Raw genomic sequence first — 15,549 nt, forward strand, 5'->3', positions numbered from 1 at the left:
CTATTTTAAAAATGGTAATAAAAATGAGATAAATCGCAGGCAAACAAGGAAAATAGCGCAGGTAATATCAAGATATTGGCCAGCTATTTGACACCGTTTGCCAAAGATTTAGCCATTTTTAGCCCATTTAGTCATAAACGCTTGAATTAGGGACACGCCCTAAAACTGTTATGGATTTAAACGCGCTACTGGTATAAGTTTTACTTGCGTGCTGCGTTCCCAGAGGCTGCACAACCTACATTTAAAAACAGCATCCCAGTAGCGCTATGACATTTTTAGAGTGTATCGACTATAGATGGTTTGTATAGTATACATCGCAAGTATAGCGAGCTTTATCAGCGTTATCGTATCCTTATTATAAGCAGATTAGCAAAAATGAATAATCAGTTTTACACTTTGTCTATTTATCCTCAACAAAAAAGACTGGCAATGGCCAGTCTTTTGTACATCGTGCACCCGTTATCTTAAGCAGGTTTTTGTGGCTGCTTGAGGTCTAGACCGACTGTGCATTGCTGTAAGTCTTTTTGCATTTTTTTGACATATGGCAGATTGGAAGGGTCTTTTTTATTCTGTGCGTAGCTTTCAATTTCCCACATTTGACCGATGGTCATGTTGCTACGGACGTCGATGGTGCAATTGCACAGTTTGGTGGCAGTACTTTTGTCAGCGACTTTATATTTGACCGCGCCATTGACACAGGTATTGATATTGTCTTGCTTGATATCAGCCGCGTTTGCTTGGGGCAACGCAAAGATGGCAGCTAGGGCTAGGGGTAATACTGGTAACAACTTCATAAATATCCTCTTACAGATGGTGTCTGTTTTATAAATTTGGTGTGCGTCGCTGTTATCAAGGTACAGCGATACGCGGATGATATCGTCACTTAGGTTTTGTAATTAATGTCTTGCAATCAATGCAATCGCACATACCATAGCAAGGATAGGGCGCAAAATACAATGATGACATGCTGTGTTAATGCAAGCGAATGTTTCGCAAATGTTGATTGTTGGGCTGCGCGCCTACAAAAACTGCGCTATCTGCGCTTAGGGCTGATAGCGGGTAGGGTCGACGACGCCTGCTTGAGCAAACCCTTGACGACGCAGCGCGCAGCTATCACACGTACCGCAAGCCAAGCCATTGGCATCTGCGCGGTAGCAAGAAATCGTCTGAGCATAATCGACACCCAATGATAGACCAAGCTCGATGGTTTTGGCTTTAGACAGCTGCTGCAGCGGTGTCTGAATCGACAAATGATGACCGGTTACGCCCGCTTTGGTCGCGAGGTTGGCCATGTGTTCAAAGGCCGCGATATACTCAGGGCGACAATCTGGATACCCTGAGTAATCGACGGAGCTGACGCCAATGACGATATGATTGGCATCGGTCACCTCGGCCACGGCCAGCGCATAGGATAAAAAAATCGTATTGCGTGCGGGCACATAAGTATTGGGAATGGCGTCATTATCGACCTCATCGTGCTGCTGATTGGGAAATGTGTCGGTAGCGCCATCAGGAATCGTCATACTGTGGTCGGTCAAAGACGAGCCACCCAACTGCGCGATATCGATATCAATGATACGGTGGCTGACCTTGGCAGTTTTGGCGATGGCTTTTGCAGCGACAAGCTCACTGTTGTGGCGTTGTCCGTAGTTAAAGCTGACCGCTGTCACCGAGGTGTAGCGCGCCTTGGCCCAATACAAGCAGGTTACCGAATCAAGTCCGCCTGATAGTAGTACGACGGCGTTTTGCTGATGCAAATCTGTGACCGGCTCGTCAGTAGCTTGAGAAGAGAAGGCGAGCGGCAAGGTAGCGTAAGTCATAGAGGCGTCTGTTATTGGTTGAGAAATAGTGAGTAGCTTATCAATGGTGATGAGCAAAAGTAAAGACTAACACCATAGTGATGGAGGCTATCTGGCTATTTTAGCAAAAACACCTGCCTGACAGAACCTTCAAGCGTCTTGTTAATGATGCGTGCCTAAAGCTAGCCACCGCTCGCGCCTGTGACAAGTTGCGCGGATAAATTAACGTCATCTTTTCAATCTGTTAGCAAACTTTGATATAATCGCAGCCGTCAGGGCACCTAGGGCATCCAAAGTATCCAAAGTTTCCAAGATATCTATGTCAGCGCAGGCTTTAACGAATTGCCGATGAATAGATTGCCCTTCATGATAGCCATATAATTTTAGTAAAGATATTGAGTAACTTATGACTGCAGCGACCATATTCACGCCAAACGCCATGCCAGAGCTTGTTGATACAGCGGCCGATGCAGGCTTGGGCAATGATAATTTGTACCCTGAGCACGATAGCATAGAAGATGCTGCTGACAATAGCGCGGATGATGACGGTAGCACGTTGGAGCCTACGCAAACAGCGGCGTTTCGCAAACTACAAAAAAAGCTGCGCCGCCAAGTGTCGTGGGCGATTCGTGACTTTAATATGATCGAAGATGGCGATGTGGTGATGGTATGTGTCTCAGGCGGTAAAGACAGCTACACCCTGCTAGACATCTTGCTGCTACTCAAGCGTATCGCGCCGATTCACTTTGACATCGTGGCGGTCAATCTGGACCAAAAGCAGCCAGGCTATCCTGAGGATGTTTTGCCCGCTTATCTGAACGAGCAGGGCATCGCTCATTATATCTTAGAAAAGGATACCTATAGTATCGTCAAAAGCGTGGTACCAGAAGGCAAGACTTATTGTTCGGCTTGTTCGCGCTTACGTCGCGGCTCGCTATATGGTTTTGCCAAGCAAATAGGCGCGACCAAAATCGCATTAGGCCATCATCGCGACGATATGCTTGCGACGTTCTTTTTAAACCTGTTTCATGGCGGCGCGCTAAAATCAATGCCACCAAAACTGCTGAGTGATGACAAGCAAAACTTGCTCATTCGTCCACTGGCCTATGTCGAAGAAAAAGACATCATCGAGTATGCCAAACTCAAAGCGTTTCCGATCATTCCTTGTAACTTATGCGGCAGTCAAACCAATCTACAGCGTGCCATCATCAATGACATGCTACGTGAGTGGGACGATGCCCATCCGCAGCGTTTGGCATCTATTTTTAAGGCCATACAAAACGTCGCACCATCGCAGCTCGCCGACCGTGAGTTGTTTGACTTTGAGACCTTGAGCCTCGATCGTGATAATGAGGAGCGTCTGTTTGAGGGGAATAATGTCCAAGCAGGGCAGACTCAGAGCTTGGCCGATATTGGTCTGCCTACCGCACCTGAAACCCAAACGTTTAATCCTAAGTTTGCCAGCAAACCGCCAGCAGAGAAACCCACAGACAGCCGCTCTACCGCACAGAAGATTCCAACGATTAATCCTGTGATTTAAAGAGAGCCGATTCACTCACACCCGTGTCAGAAAAAAACCAGCGCATTATTGATTAATGGCTGGTTTTTTTGGTTTTGGCGCCAGTTAAGAGCCAACCCTGTGGTTAGCTTTCTGAAAAGACGGGTAGCGGCTCAAAGCTTACTTCGGAGCGCGGTAGCCGTGCCACATCCTGCATACGCCAGTCATCCTTACCATCATTACTCACTTGTAGATAGTATTTGGCTTTTACAGGATCGATATCGACATGAGCACGGTATTTATTGCCTTCTTCGTGCTGGAGCACCACATCGCGATCTTTTTTGATATCGGTGGCATGAGAGATAGACAGCGCCAGCGTCTCAGGATAGGTGAGAGGTGTGCCGTTTAGGAGCTTGCCCGTCTGTAAGCTTTGCTCAGGATAGTTTAAATAAAACACAATATCGCCATTATCGGCAAACTGCATTTCGCCATGCAAGTCCAAATCATGCGTGAGCTTATCACGAGAGATATCATGGTAGAGGGTCTTGCCATCCATATACCAGTCGTCACGTACCACACTGTCACGGATTTGGTAGGAGTAATACACAAACCAGAGGCATGCGATCACGACCAGCGCTGGCATGCCAATCACAAAGATGACGACCATGTAGTTTTTATACCATGGCTGCGTATCTTGATGCTTAAAGTTTGGTGCTGGAGTAGACATAAAATACCTATTAATCAGATAACGGTTTAGCAGATATCATATCACTAGATACCGTAAACGCTATCACTGGATAATCTAATGGCACACTGCTGCCAAGTGACAAATGACTCATCCGCCAATCGCTAACCAAACCAATTGTGAGCGACTAACGGATAAGCGTTATAAAAACAACCTCACCAAGCACGTCGTCTTGGTACTTTTGAGCACCGAGCCTTGACTCTCAGTGCTTTGCAGCATAAAAGCTTTTGAACCTAAACACTTTTAAATGTCAGTGCTTTGAAAAATCAAAGCCTTTAAAGCTCTTGCTTACTGACCTTGAGTGGTAAAGATGTTTTGTTTGCTTACCTGATATTTGCCATCTTCGCTGGTCACGGTCAGCGTCACTGGTGTTTGACCAAATTCGATCACATCTGGATCGCCATAGATGCTCAGTGGCATATCAAAGCTTTCGCCTGCTTCTAAAGGCACATCGTTAAATCGTAGCGCTAAGCTCAATCCTTCTTGTGGCACCAAGGCGATCTTATAAGTATGCGGCTCTTGGGTCTTATTGGTCAGTTTGATGATATAGCTGTTTTCGATCATACCTTGACTATTGATAGAGGACAGCTGGTTGCGGTCACGGCGAATATCAAGCTCTAATGGCACGCGGCCTGTGAGCGCATATACCACACCGCCGCACAGTATCGTCAGCAATGCCAGATAAGCAAATAGGCGCGGGCGCAGTACACGGCTCGGCTCTTTTTCGGCCAATTGACGCTCGGTCGTATAGCGAATCAAGCCACGTGGGTAGCCCACTTTGTCCATGATCTCATTACAGGCATCGATACAAGCGGCGCACTGAATACAAGCGACTTGTAAACCATCGCGAATATCGATACCGGTTGGGCACACCTGCACACACATTTGACACTCAATACAGTCGCCCAAGTCATCAGGGTGTGTGCCTTTTTTGCGAGGGCCACGCGGCTCACCGCGCTCATAATCGTAGGAAACAATGAGCGTGTCTTTATCAAACATCACACTCTGAAAGCGGCCATAAGGACAAATATGTACACACATCTGCTCACGCATATAACCGGCATTGGCATAAGTGGCAAAGGTAAAGATAAACATCGAAATCCATACCCACGTTGGCCAATCAGGCACAGGGACAATCCCTATCATCTGCCAGCTTTGATACAGATAGTCAGTGCCCGCGACATAACTGACAAAGGTCGCTGCTGTAATCACAGAAAACACAAACCAAATAAAATAGACCAACGCTCGCTTAAATGCTTTTTTTGCGCTCATCGGTTCTTTGTCAAACTTAATACGTTTATTACGATCGCCGATTACCCATTTTTCGACATACTGATAAAGATGTGTCCAAATCGTTTGCGGGCAGGCATAACCACACCAGACGCGGCCCGCATAGACGGTCACCATAAAGAGGGTAAAGGCGGCAATGATAGCGAATGCTGCCAAAAAATAAAAATCTTGGGTCAAAAACGTCATGCCAAAGATATAATAGTGCTGTGAGGGGACATCAAACCATATCGCCTGCCTACCGTTGTATCGCAGCCATGGCAATAACAAAAACGCCGCCAGTAGTGCATACATCGTGATGACACGAATATTTTGGTAAAAACCTGTGACAAACCTAGGGTGGACGCGATGCTTGGTGGCGTCGAGGTCTACTTGTTGTACAGGGATCTTATTGGGTTGTTGTGCTGACATAAACGTGCCTCTTTAAAAAAAGAATCAGTCTGCTGGCATGATGAACAAACACCTTGAATAATAAGATGCATGAGTGTGCGATGTTATCAATGTCAGTGGGTAGAGGGCAAGCCATCAATATATCTGCCTATCAAGTATATATTTTAGCATTCTCCCTACTATAAATGGGGTGATAATCCTAAAAAGCAATCTACTGATACCTTATATAGGTGCCTGTATATAAAATATATAAAAGGGAGAACTGCAATGACAGTTCTCCCTTTCTGGTAAATCCATTAAACGATATCAGCAATTGGCTGATTAATAACGATTATAATCAGTTAGCAGTAGCTTCTACTGGCGCTTCAGTCGTCGCAGCGGTCGCAGTTGCTGTAGCAGCTTTGGCTGATTTAACAGGCTTGTCTGATAAAGAGTAGACATACGCGGCAAGCAGCATGATACGCTCATTACCCAATTTTGTCTGCCACTCAGGCATCACACCAGCACGGCCATAACGTAAGGTCTCGCGGATGCTTTCGCGATCGCCGCCATAGAGCCAGATATCGTCTGTCAGGTTTGGCGCACCAGTAGAAATCATACCTTTAGCGTCGTCACCATGACAAAGCACACAGTTAGTCGGCTCGTTAAAGATGACCTCACCTTGTGCAACTTTAGTCTGATCCAGATCATAACCTGGTTGGTTACCAGAGATTGACAAGACATATTCAGCCGCTGCACGCACACCATCTTCACCAAGTTGGTCACGCCAAGCTGCCATACCACCAACACGACCATTATGTAGCGTCGTTAGAATATGTGAAGCTTCACCGCCATATAACCAGTCATTGTCGGTCAAGTTAGGATAGCCTAGCGCACCTTTCGCATTAGAGCCGTGACAGACAGCACAGTTCTGTAAAAACAAACGGCTACCCACTTTTAATGCATTTGGGTTTTCAGACAGCTTTTCGACATAGGGCGCCAGCTCTGCAACTTTTTGGTCGATCTGAGTTTGCAGGTCAGCTGGCGGGTTGTCGCTACGACGCATGGTCGCTTGCATATCAGCCAATGTTGCTAGCGTCGCTGTTGCACCGCTGGCATCTGCTTTTGCCAAGATGTTTTTTTCAAAGTTGTCTGTAAATACTTTGTTGTTGCTCTCAAGCTCACTATATAGCTCGTTTTTAGAGGTCCAAGGCACAGTTTCGCCATCGACTTCTACCGTGGCAAGACCATTCCATTTCGATGGGAAAATCGCTGGAAAAAATATCCAATAAGCAATTGCCCACACGATTGAACCAAAGAATATGACCAACCACCATTTAGGTAAGGGCTTGTCGTATTCTTTAATACCATCATATGCGTGGCCTGTCGTACCATCGTCTTCTAGTTCTGGCTTGTACTTCAATACCATTAGCAAGACACCGAGGATAGCAGCCCAACACATGATACTTAGTATGGTAATCCAAGAACTCCAAAAAAATGTCATCGTTTATCCTTATTGCGCTGCTCTTCAGACAGAGACTTTACATCCTCGTCATCAAGCGCAAGTTGTGCATCTTCTTCGAAGCGTTTTTTGTTTTTTGGCGAATACGCCCACCATGCAACACCTACGAAGGCAACAAAGGCAGAAACGGTCGCAATTGTTTGTAATTCACCAATACCCATTAGCGCTGTCCTTCCATCGCGGTGCCTAGTTGTTGTAAATAGGCAACCAAAGCATCAAGCTCAGTGGCACCAAGAACAGCATCTGGCGCGCCTTCGATGTCTTCTTCAGTGTAAGGCACACCAAAGCGATCGCGGAATAAACGCATTTTAGCTTGAACATTTGCACCGTTTACTTCATTGGTTGCAAGCCATGGGAAACCAGGCATGACTGACTCTGGTACCAATGAACGCGGTGCGATTAAGTGCTGTTTTTGCCAGTCTTCAGAGTAGCGTCCACCAACACGTGCCAAATCAGGTCCAGTACGTTTTGAACCCCATAAGAATGGGTGATCCCACGTTGACTCAGCAGCGCGTGAATACGGTCCATAACGCTCAACCTCGGCACGTAGTGGGCGCACCATTTGGGTATGACAGACGTGACAGCCTTCACGGATATAGATATCGCGACCTTCAAACTCTAGTGCCGTCCACGGCTCCATAGCAGGAAGGGGAGCGTTGACCCCACCTTCCTCAGGGCTTTTGTTATCATAAATCAGTGGTACGATTTCAACTAGCGTTGCAAAGCTAATAGCAATAACGATACCGATGACCAATAAGCCTGTATTTTTTTCGATAATTTCATGCGGTGTACCAGCCATGATCGCTCCTTATACGTTAGCTGTCGATGGTTTTTCGACACTAGGTTCATGATCCGTTGGATCCGCGACATCTACAGGCTTACCTTCTGGCATCTTGAGTGTTTTATAGCAGTTATATGCCATAACAAACATACCCGATACATATAAGAAGCCACCAAAAGCACGACCGATATACGGGAAGTGTGAGAACTCAACCGTATCAACGAAACTATATACCAAAGTACCGTCAGGGTTGGTCGCAAGCCACATCATGCCTTGGCCAATACCTGAGATCCACATAGATACGATGTAGAAAACTGTTCCAGCAGTCGCCAGCCAAAAGTGCGTGGTGATTAAGCTGATAGAGTACATTTTTGGTTTGTTATAGATACGTGGTAACAGTACATATAGCGAACCAATGGTAATCATACCAACCCAGCCAAGCGCGCCTGAGTGTACGTGGCCGACTGTCCAGTCAGTGTTGTGTGATAGTGCGTTCACCGTCTTGATAGACATCATTGGGCCTTCGAACGTCGACATCGCATAGAACGACAATGCCACAATCATAAAGCGAATGATCGGATCGGTACGCAGCTTATCCCAACTACCTGATAGCGTTAACACACCGTTAATCATACCACCCCAAGATGGTGCAAATAGGATGATAGAGAACACCATTGCTAACGACTGCGTCCAATCTGGAAGCGCTGAATAATGCAAATGGTGACCACCAGCCCACATGTATGATGCAATCAATGCCCAAAAGTGAACGATAGACAAACGGTAAGAGTAAATAGGACGACCAATCTGTACTGGAACGAAGTAATACATCATCCCAAGGAAAGCGGCCGTTAAATAGAAACCTACCGCATTATGTCCGTACCACCACTGCACCATCGCATCAGTTGCACCGCCAAATAACGAATAAGATTTAAACGCACTAACAGGGATAGCCATACTGTTTACGATATGCAGTAGAGCAATCGTAATAATAAAAGCGCCAAAGAACCAGTTAGCCACATAAATATGTGAGGTTTTGCGTTTGATTAGCGTACCGAAGAAAACGATGGCATAAGATATCCATACCAAGGCAATCAAAATATCGATTGGCCACTCAAGCTCAGCGTATTCTTTAGTCGACGTCAGACCTAAAGGAAGCGTAATAACTGCCGATACGATAACCGCTTGCCAACCCCAAAAGGTAAACCAAGCCAAGTAAGGTGCAAATAGTCTCGTCTTACAGGTACGCTGGACCACATAATAAGAGGTCGCGAACAGGGCAGATCCACCGAATGCAAAAATAACCGCGTTGGTGTGAAGCGGTCTTAAACGACTAAATGTCAACCATGGAATGTCAAAGTTTAGTGCTGGCCATGCTAACTGTGAAGCAATGAACACACCAATACTCATGCCGACGATGCCCCATATCACGGCCATTATCGTAAAGAATCTTACGATAGTAATTTCGTACTCACGGTCCACTGGGGCGACTGCTGTGTTTTGTAAACTCATTGGATGATTCCTTTACAGCCCGAATTATCAACAGAATTAACTAATTCTGCGCAGCTTCTATATTATAAAGTTATAAAAAATTATAAGCAGAAAATGGCTGCGCTACATGCTGTTTTTTGACTGAGCTTATCATTGATAACTTATCAATTATCAAGGTTACTTTATTAACTATCAAGCTAGGGCTATGCTAATTAACAGCTGTCGCTGATAAGTAGAGGACGGCGATACAAACGCACTGCGCTCACAGCTAGTCGATAGTAGGATTGTTAATAAAGGGTCAGATTTGATAAGACAAAGTGCCTTCTTTGAGCATCAAACATCTATTGAGGCTGAGTATGTATCTTAATTATTACTAAAAGCAGTATGAACGAAGATAGATACTGATATTCAACTGGTGACAAAAAGCTTATGCACCATAAATGTATGCTAGCGGCGGCTGACAAAAAACATATTTACGTAATGTTTAGTTAAAACTCCCGACTCTGTTTAAGGGTATTGTAACGCAAACCTAATCAAATATCATCAGAACTATGCGCCAAAATACAAACTCTTTGGTAAAAATAGTTATGAACGATATAATCTTTCAGCGTTATACACCTATTTTATACCCAATTTCCCTACTATTCTAGGGGTGAAAAAAGATAGTGCTTTTTGGCGCAAAAAATACAATTAAGCGGTGGTTTTGTAACAATAGCAGCATTTGCGCTATAAATAAGTTTTACTTATCATCGAATCGCACCTTATAATGACGCCTTGTAGTATCGCTAACCAAGTGCTTTATACTGATATTAACGAATATTTTGAACTTTTAAATAGTGGTTAGGCTTAGCCGTATGCTGGCACAAGCCTACCTTCATAAATAACCTCATAAATAATAGGTATTAAGGATAATAATATGGCAGTTTTTTTGACAGACGAATGGTTTGAGCAAGTAGAGCAAATGAGCAATGACGCGGGTGAGTTAAACCTGCCGCCTGCCTTGGCAAATATGGTGGTCAATCTAAAAGTGTCTGATGCTGAGCAAGATATCGAGGCCAATTTTGCCAATGGCCTACTGCACCGCGGTCTAAATGAATCGGCGACAACGACCTTGCTGTTGGATCGTGATATTTTACAATCTATCATCACCGATTTTAATACCAATGAAATCATGGGGGCGTTTATGGCAGGCAAGATTCGTGTCGAAGGCGATATGTCACAATTGATGGCAGTACAAACCGCGCGTCCAAGTGCTGAGCAAAAAGAGCTATATACTCGTATCAAGTCTATGACGACGATGGCGTAGATCTTATATTGAGTGGTTTGTACTCAAGCCATTGATATACAGTTCACTCAGATATACAAAAGCCCCTATTTATTTAGGGGCTTTTTATTTGCTCAAACATTCAACTGTCAAAACAGCGGGACAATCATCTGTTTATCGGACTACTGTCTTGTTTCATTAGATTGTATCAATTTAATTTTATCAGCTGGCTTTAGACTGCGCCGACGCTTGCTGGTTTTCTTTATAGATGGCGGCTTGGAGCCAAACGTTTGCTTGCACATAGTCGTGAACAGCAATCGCGGCAGTTTCAGGGGTATTGAGGGCAGCGATACGCACGACGAATGGGTCGGTATCTTGCTCACGCAGGATCACTACATCAAACAACAAAATGGATTTGTCATTAAAAGTCGTTTCTTGCTTACCGAGCACTTGACCTTGGCACCATGCCTCGTCCTCTTGGCCTAAGGTGTCGCCAAATAAATACGCGCACATATGACCAAGATTGATTTCGACAGGTGCCATCTGCTCTTTGGTCTCAGGTTGCCAGTTGCTGATTTGCTCTTGTAGGTCATCTGGGATTTGGCCGTCATTGGCAGCGACGATGTCATTAAAAGCACGGTGATAACGAATCGATTCTTGATCCTCTACCATCACCACTTCGTTTTGTTCGCTTAGCTGGATTTCGTGCGCCCATGCGCTAAAATTGACAAAATAACTGGTGTCTTGCTGATATAAATGGCGATTGGTGGTATAAAGTTGGTCAAAGGCATAAATGATACTACCATCAGCCGTGCGTAAGCGCAAAACGGCGTCGTGCGAGCGATCGTTGGCAATGATACGCTCGATTTTACAATGCAGCCCGTACGGGCTATCGACGCAGGGGTAGGCATTGATAAAGCATTCAGGCTTGCCATCTTTCATGGCCAGTACTTGATTGATGTGGCAAGGCTGGTCTTCTGAGAGCAGCAGACAGCTGTCTTTGGCACTGATGTTGTTGTTTAGACCTTTGGGCATCGCCGCATGTTCGATCATCTTCTGTAGCCACTCTGGGACGTCGTTACTCATATCGTCTGTCAGAATACGCCAATGATCAGCATGGCCGGCTGATTGCTCGTCGCTCAAGGCGACTTTGGTGGGGGACTGGATGTTTTTATATTGGTAGTTGATGGTCATGAGATACTCAAAATTAAGTCAGCGTGGGGTTTGGACCTAAAGTGACGGGCTTATATACCAATATATCATATCAAAATTGGGTGATGATAAGCTGCGACATTTTAGCGAGAGGTCAACAAACCGCAATGAATTAGGGGTTAATGACAATTGTCTTTGGCATATAATATATAGGTATTGCCGCAAGCAATAGCAAGCCCCTCATAAAAAATAATAACAAAAGTGAGTTTTTTCGCAAAAAAAAATGGGCAGTTTATGCGAATGACTGGCACATATAAGACAAATTGTGTCAAACTAGCTCCCTTTTGACGGCTGCGTTTGGCTCGTCTGAAACCCTATTTTTGTGTTTGATTTATATGTGGGTATGGTCAGTGTTCTTAGAAAATAGAGCGCGGTACCACCACTTGTTTTTATAACATATATAGAGTCGCACGTAGATAAGATAAAGAGTTTGAATATGTTTCGTCCTTTAGCGTTATTTATCGGCTTACGTTACACCCGCGCAGAGCGTAGTAATCGCTTCATCTCCTTTATATCGCTGATATCCATGATTGGTTTGACGCTTGGCGTTGCGGTATTGATCACAGTGCTTTCGGTGATGAATGGCTTTGATCGTGAGCTCAAGACCCGTATTTTGGGCATGGTGCCGCAAGCCACGGTGGTGTCATCAGAGATTATGAGTGACTGGCAGGATCTGGCTTCTCAGATCAAAGAAGATCCTGAGGTCGCAGCAGTTGCGCCATTTATCCAGCTACAGGGGATGCTGACTTCAAACGGCCAAGTCGCGGGTATCATGGTCACAGGTGTCGAGCCTGAATACGAAAAAAACGTCTCTATCATCAATGAGCATATGGTCGAAGGCAGTATTGACACCCTACAAAGCGGCGAGTTTAATATCGTGTTGGGTGAGGAGATGGTGCAATCGCTCGGGCTGCAGCTGGGTGATAAAGTCACGCTGGTCTTGCCAGAAGCCTCTCCGTCGCCTGCTGGCGTGATTCCGCGGTTTAAGCGCTTTACCTTGACGGGGATATTTACCATCAGTCCAGAGGTCGACAGCCTGATGGCGTTTATTCCCATGGGCGATGGCGCCAAACTGCTGCGTCTGCCAGAGGGCGCTCAGGGCGTGCGCATGAAGCTCGATGACATCTTTGCTGCCCCAATGGCAGCAGAAAAAGCGGCGGCCATCGCTCCTGAAAGGCTCTATCCCAGTGACTGGACACAGACGCATGGCAATTTGTTTGGTGCCATCCAGATGGAAAAAGCCATGGTCGGTTTGCTGCTGTTTTTGATCATCTTGGTCGCCGCGTTTAATATCGTCTCAAGCCTTGTGATGCTCGTCACTGACAAAAAAGCCGACATCGCGATTTTAAAGACTTTTGGCGCGTCACCACGTCTGATTACGCAGGTCTTTATGGTACAAGGTGTGGTGATCGGCTTTATCGGTACCATTGCTGGGACGGTATTGGGTATTATATTTGCCCTGACGGTCAGTGATATCTTGGGCTTTATCAATCAAAGCTTTGGGCTAAATCTATTTGATGCCTACTTTATCAATTATTTACCATCGCAGCTGCGTTTGACAGATGTGCTATTGATTACTACGGCCTCGTTTGTACTGAGCTTTTTGGCCACTATTTATCCAGCACGCCGTGCCGCTAAGATACAACCAGCGCAAACGCTGCGTTATGAGTGATAAACTTACCCAACTGTGCACGATATAAAATCAATAGCGATAGCAATAAAATAAAGGAAATACCATGTCTGCCATCTTAGAGGCAAAAAACATCAATAAAATATATGATGAAGGGGCGGTCAGTACGCAGGTATTGACCGGTCTGGATTTGACCGTCAATGCAGGCGAGCGTATCGCCATCGTTGGCACCAGTGGCTCAGGAAAAAGCACGTTGCTTCACTTACTGGGCGGTCTTGATACACCAACCAGTGGTGAGGTTTGGCTACATGGCAAGTTACTCAATAGCATGAATGAGACTGAGCGCGGGGCGATGCGTAATGAGTACTTGGGATTTATTTACCAGTTTCATCACTTGTTGGCAGAGTTTACCGCGGTCGAAAACGTCGCTATGCCGCTGCTGATGCGCCCAAAAGTATCGACGACTGATGCTCGAGATCAAGCCATTGCGATACTAAAGAGTGTCGGTTTGGAGCACCGTTTGACGCACAGACCAGGTGAGCTATCGGGCGGTGAGCGTCAGCGAGTGGCGATTGCGCGTGCGCTGGTCACCAAGCCCTCACTGATCTTAGCCGATGAGCCAACGGGTAACTTGGATTATGACAACGCCCAGAGTATATTTGGGTTGTTATCAGAGTTACAAAGCACCATGCAAACGGCGCTACTGATGGTGACTCATGATCGCAGCCTAGCGGCACTGGCAGATCGTCAACTGCTACTGCGTAACGGTCATTGGGAAGCCTACTAACGCCCAAGTAAAGGCACACCCAAGCCAATAATAGACTAGAAGAGCTGATATAAAATTCCAATCACAAGCTGATCACTGACAGCGTTGCTTATAGTTAAAAAGGTGACTATGATGAATAAAGATGACGACCCAATCGCTGCGTTTGGTAGTGCCGAAGAAGGCAATGAGCCGTTGCAGCCGTATATCGATCCGGCGCTGTTTGACACCTTAGATAGACAAGCGCAAATAGAGATACTCACACCAATCTTTGATGCGATCACCATCGCAGGCGTGGACTACGACCTAAAGGTACAAGACAGTGCGACAGGCAAGCGCTATGTACTGCTCAATGATGACAAAGTGATTGAGGTCTTTGTCATGGACAGTAATCTGACCGACAAGGTCAAAAACGCCATCGATGCGCACAAAGCGCGTAAAGGCGAGCTATAGCGCGAAGGGCTGGCATGGGACGGCGAATTAGCAGTATTAGCAATAATAGAAGGGCGGTATGACAGAGGCCGTATTAGGGTTTGTCATAAGGCGGTTGGTCTGAGGCGTCTTGTTGCCGCTTTTGCCAACTAACGACGGTTTTGTAGCGCCAAATAGCCTTGAACGCCAGACCGCAAATAAGACTACTAACCACAGCCAATATCGTCAGGCCAAGACAAAAAGCGGTCAGTGATACCGTGCCTTTATAAGTGATAAAGGGGTTGGCACCGTCTGATAATGCCCATAAACTAAAATCAGCAATCATCCGACCGATCAATCGCAGGCTGATCATGGGTACATCGATGATTTTGGCACCGATATAATAGCCTGCATAAAATATCGGTAGGCTGGTCACAGGGTTGGTAATCCAAGTCAGGCCAAGCGCCATAGGGACGTTGGCACGAAAAATAAGCGAGCCGAGTAAGGCCAGCAGCATTTGCCCTGGCAAAGGAAAAAATGCACTGAGTACACCGATATAGACCGCCTTGTTTAAGCTATGGCGGTTAAAATGCCATAGACGTGCGTCAGCCAGCTGCGGGGCAAACAGTTTTAAGGTACGGCTTTCTAGGATTTTTTCTGGTGTAGGGAGCAGGTCTTTGAGACGTTTTTGGGGCACAGGATCGCCTTTCATCGTTAACGACAGTCCGCTCAAGCGCATTGATGGACTGAGATAAAGTAGTATTAATAATAAAAATCAGG

Annotated in this window: 15 protein-coding genes; 5 read left to right on the forward strand and 10 right to left on the reverse strand. The window is 45.8% G+C overall.

All coding sequences use genetic code 11. The features are described from left to right. Positions 1-464: 464 nt before the first annotated feature. Both ACNFVB_RS05225 and queC read right to left on the reverse strand, forming a co-directional pair. Positions 465-794: a hypothetical protein gene (locus ACNFVB_RS05225; RefSeq protein ID WP_105245104.1), complete on the reverse strand. Its 330-nt coding sequence runs from the start codon at positions 792-794 to the stop codon at positions 465-467. 249 nt (positions 795-1,043) lie between these two features. Continuing rightward, positions 1,044-1,820 carry a 7-cyano-7-deazaguanine synthase QueC gene (gene queC / locus ACNFVB_RS05230; RefSeq protein WP_430738314.1) on the reverse strand — a complete coding sequence of 259 codons (777 nt, stop codon included), beginning with the start codon at positions 1,818-1,820 and terminating at the stop codon, positions 1,044-1,046. A 418-nt stretch (positions 1,821-2,238) separates the two neighbouring features. Here queC and ttcA point away from each other — a divergent pair, with 418 nt between their 5' ends. After that, positions 2,239-3,339: a tRNA 2-thiocytidine(32) synthetase TtcA gene (gene ttcA / locus ACNFVB_RS05235; protein WP_430738473.1), complete on the forward strand. Its 1,101-nt coding sequence runs from the start codon at positions 2,239-2,241 to the stop codon at positions 3,337-3,339. A gap of 103 nt (positions 3,340-3,442) precedes the next feature. On the opposite strand, the gene ACNFVB_RS05240 is transcribed toward ttcA, so the two are convergent. The 6 genes from ACNFVB_RS05240 to ccoN form a co-directional block, all read right to left on the reverse strand. Further along, positions 3,443-4,024 (reverse strand): FixH family protein, encoded by a 582-nt coding sequence (locus ACNFVB_RS05240; protein WP_201586033.1) that lies wholly within the window; start codon positions 4,022-4,024, stop codon positions 3,443-3,445. A gap of 306 nt (positions 4,025-4,330) precedes the next feature. Next, positions 4,331-5,740, reverse strand: a complete 1,410-nt coding sequence (gene ccoG / locus ACNFVB_RS05245; protein ID WP_430738315.1) for a cytochrome c oxidase accessory protein CcoG — start codon at positions 5,738-5,740, stop codon at positions 4,331-4,333. A 316-nt stretch (positions 5,741-6,056) separates the two neighbouring features. After that, positions 6,057-7,202 carry a cytochrome-c oxidase, cbb3-type subunit III gene (gene ccoP, locus ACNFVB_RS05250; protein WP_430738316.1) on the reverse strand — a complete coding sequence of 382 codons (1,146 nt, stop codon included), beginning with the start codon at positions 7,200-7,202 and terminating at the stop codon, positions 6,057-6,059. After that, positions 7,199-7,381, reverse strand: coding sequence for a CcoQ/FixQ family Cbb3-type cytochrome c oxidase assembly chaperone (locus ACNFVB_RS05255; RefSeq protein WP_075101084.1), 183 nt, complete (start codon positions 7,379-7,381; stop codon positions 7,199-7,201). The genes ccoP and ACNFVB_RS05255 overlap by 4 nt, the downstream gene beginning before the upstream one ends. Further along, positions 7,381-8,019, reverse strand: coding sequence for a cytochrome-c oxidase, cbb3-type subunit II (ccoO, locus tag ACNFVB_RS05260; RefSeq protein WP_192993416.1), 639 nt, complete (start codon positions 8,017-8,019; stop codon positions 7,381-7,383). The genes ACNFVB_RS05255 and ccoO overlap by 1 nt, the downstream gene beginning before the upstream one ends. Before the next feature lie 9 nt (positions 8,020-8,028). Next, entirely contained in the window at positions 8,029-9,510 is a 1,482-nt protein-coding gene (gene ccoN, locus ACNFVB_RS05265; RefSeq protein ID WP_430738317.1) for a cytochrome-c oxidase, cbb3-type subunit I, read from the reverse strand. An 895-nt stretch (positions 9,511-10,405) separates the two neighbouring features. Here ccoN and ACNFVB_RS05270 point away from each other — a divergent pair. Next, positions 10,406-10,795 carry an SCP2 sterol-binding domain-containing protein gene (locus ACNFVB_RS05270; protein ID WP_105245112.1) on the forward strand — a complete coding sequence of 130 codons (390 nt, stop codon included), beginning with the start codon at positions 10,406-10,408 and terminating at the stop codon, positions 10,793-10,795. Between the two features lie 180 nt (positions 10,796-10,975). Here the strand turns inward: ACNFVB_RS05270 and ACNFVB_RS05275 are convergent, their stop codons facing one another. Beyond that, positions 10,976-11,947: a hypothetical protein gene (locus ACNFVB_RS05275; RefSeq protein WP_430738318.1), complete on the reverse strand. Its 972-nt coding sequence runs from the start codon at positions 11,945-11,947 to the stop codon at positions 10,976-10,978. Positions 11,948-12,401: 454 nt separating this feature from the next. Here ACNFVB_RS05275 and ACNFVB_RS05280 point away from each other — a divergent pair, with 454 nt between their 5' ends. From ACNFVB_RS05280 to ACNFVB_RS05290, 3 genes are all read left to right on the forward strand, one after another. Continuing rightward, positions 12,402-13,637 (forward strand): lipoprotein-releasing ABC transporter permease subunit, encoded by a 1,236-nt coding sequence (locus tag ACNFVB_RS05280; protein ID WP_198335518.1) that lies wholly within the window; start codon positions 12,402-12,404, stop codon positions 13,635-13,637. Positions 13,638-13,701: 64 nt separating this feature from the next. Then, positions 13,702-14,382, forward strand: coding sequence for a lipoprotein-releasing ABC transporter ATP-binding protein LolD (gene lolD, locus ACNFVB_RS05285; protein ID WP_105245115.1), 681 nt, complete (start codon positions 13,702-13,704; stop codon positions 14,380-14,382). A gap of 108 nt (positions 14,383-14,490) precedes the next feature. After that, positions 14,491-14,811 (forward strand): hypothetical protein, encoded by a 321-nt coding sequence (locus ACNFVB_RS05290; protein WP_227680104.1) that lies wholly within the window; start codon positions 14,491-14,493, stop codon positions 14,809-14,811. Between the two features lie 73 nt (positions 14,812-14,884). On the opposite strand, the gene ACNFVB_RS05295 is transcribed toward ACNFVB_RS05290, so the two are convergent. Further along, positions 14,885-15,466 (reverse strand): DUF2062 domain-containing protein, encoded by a 582-nt coding sequence (locus ACNFVB_RS05295; RefSeq protein WP_288997185.1) that lies wholly within the window; start codon positions 15,464-15,466, stop codon positions 14,885-14,887. Positions 15,467-15,549: the final 83 nt, after the last annotated feature.

The organism is Psychrobacter sp. VH5 (assembly GCF_050572635.1).
Taxonomy (GTDB): Bacteria; Pseudomonadota; Gammaproteobacteria; order Pseudomonadales; family Moraxellaceae; genus Psychrobacter; species Psychrobacter celer.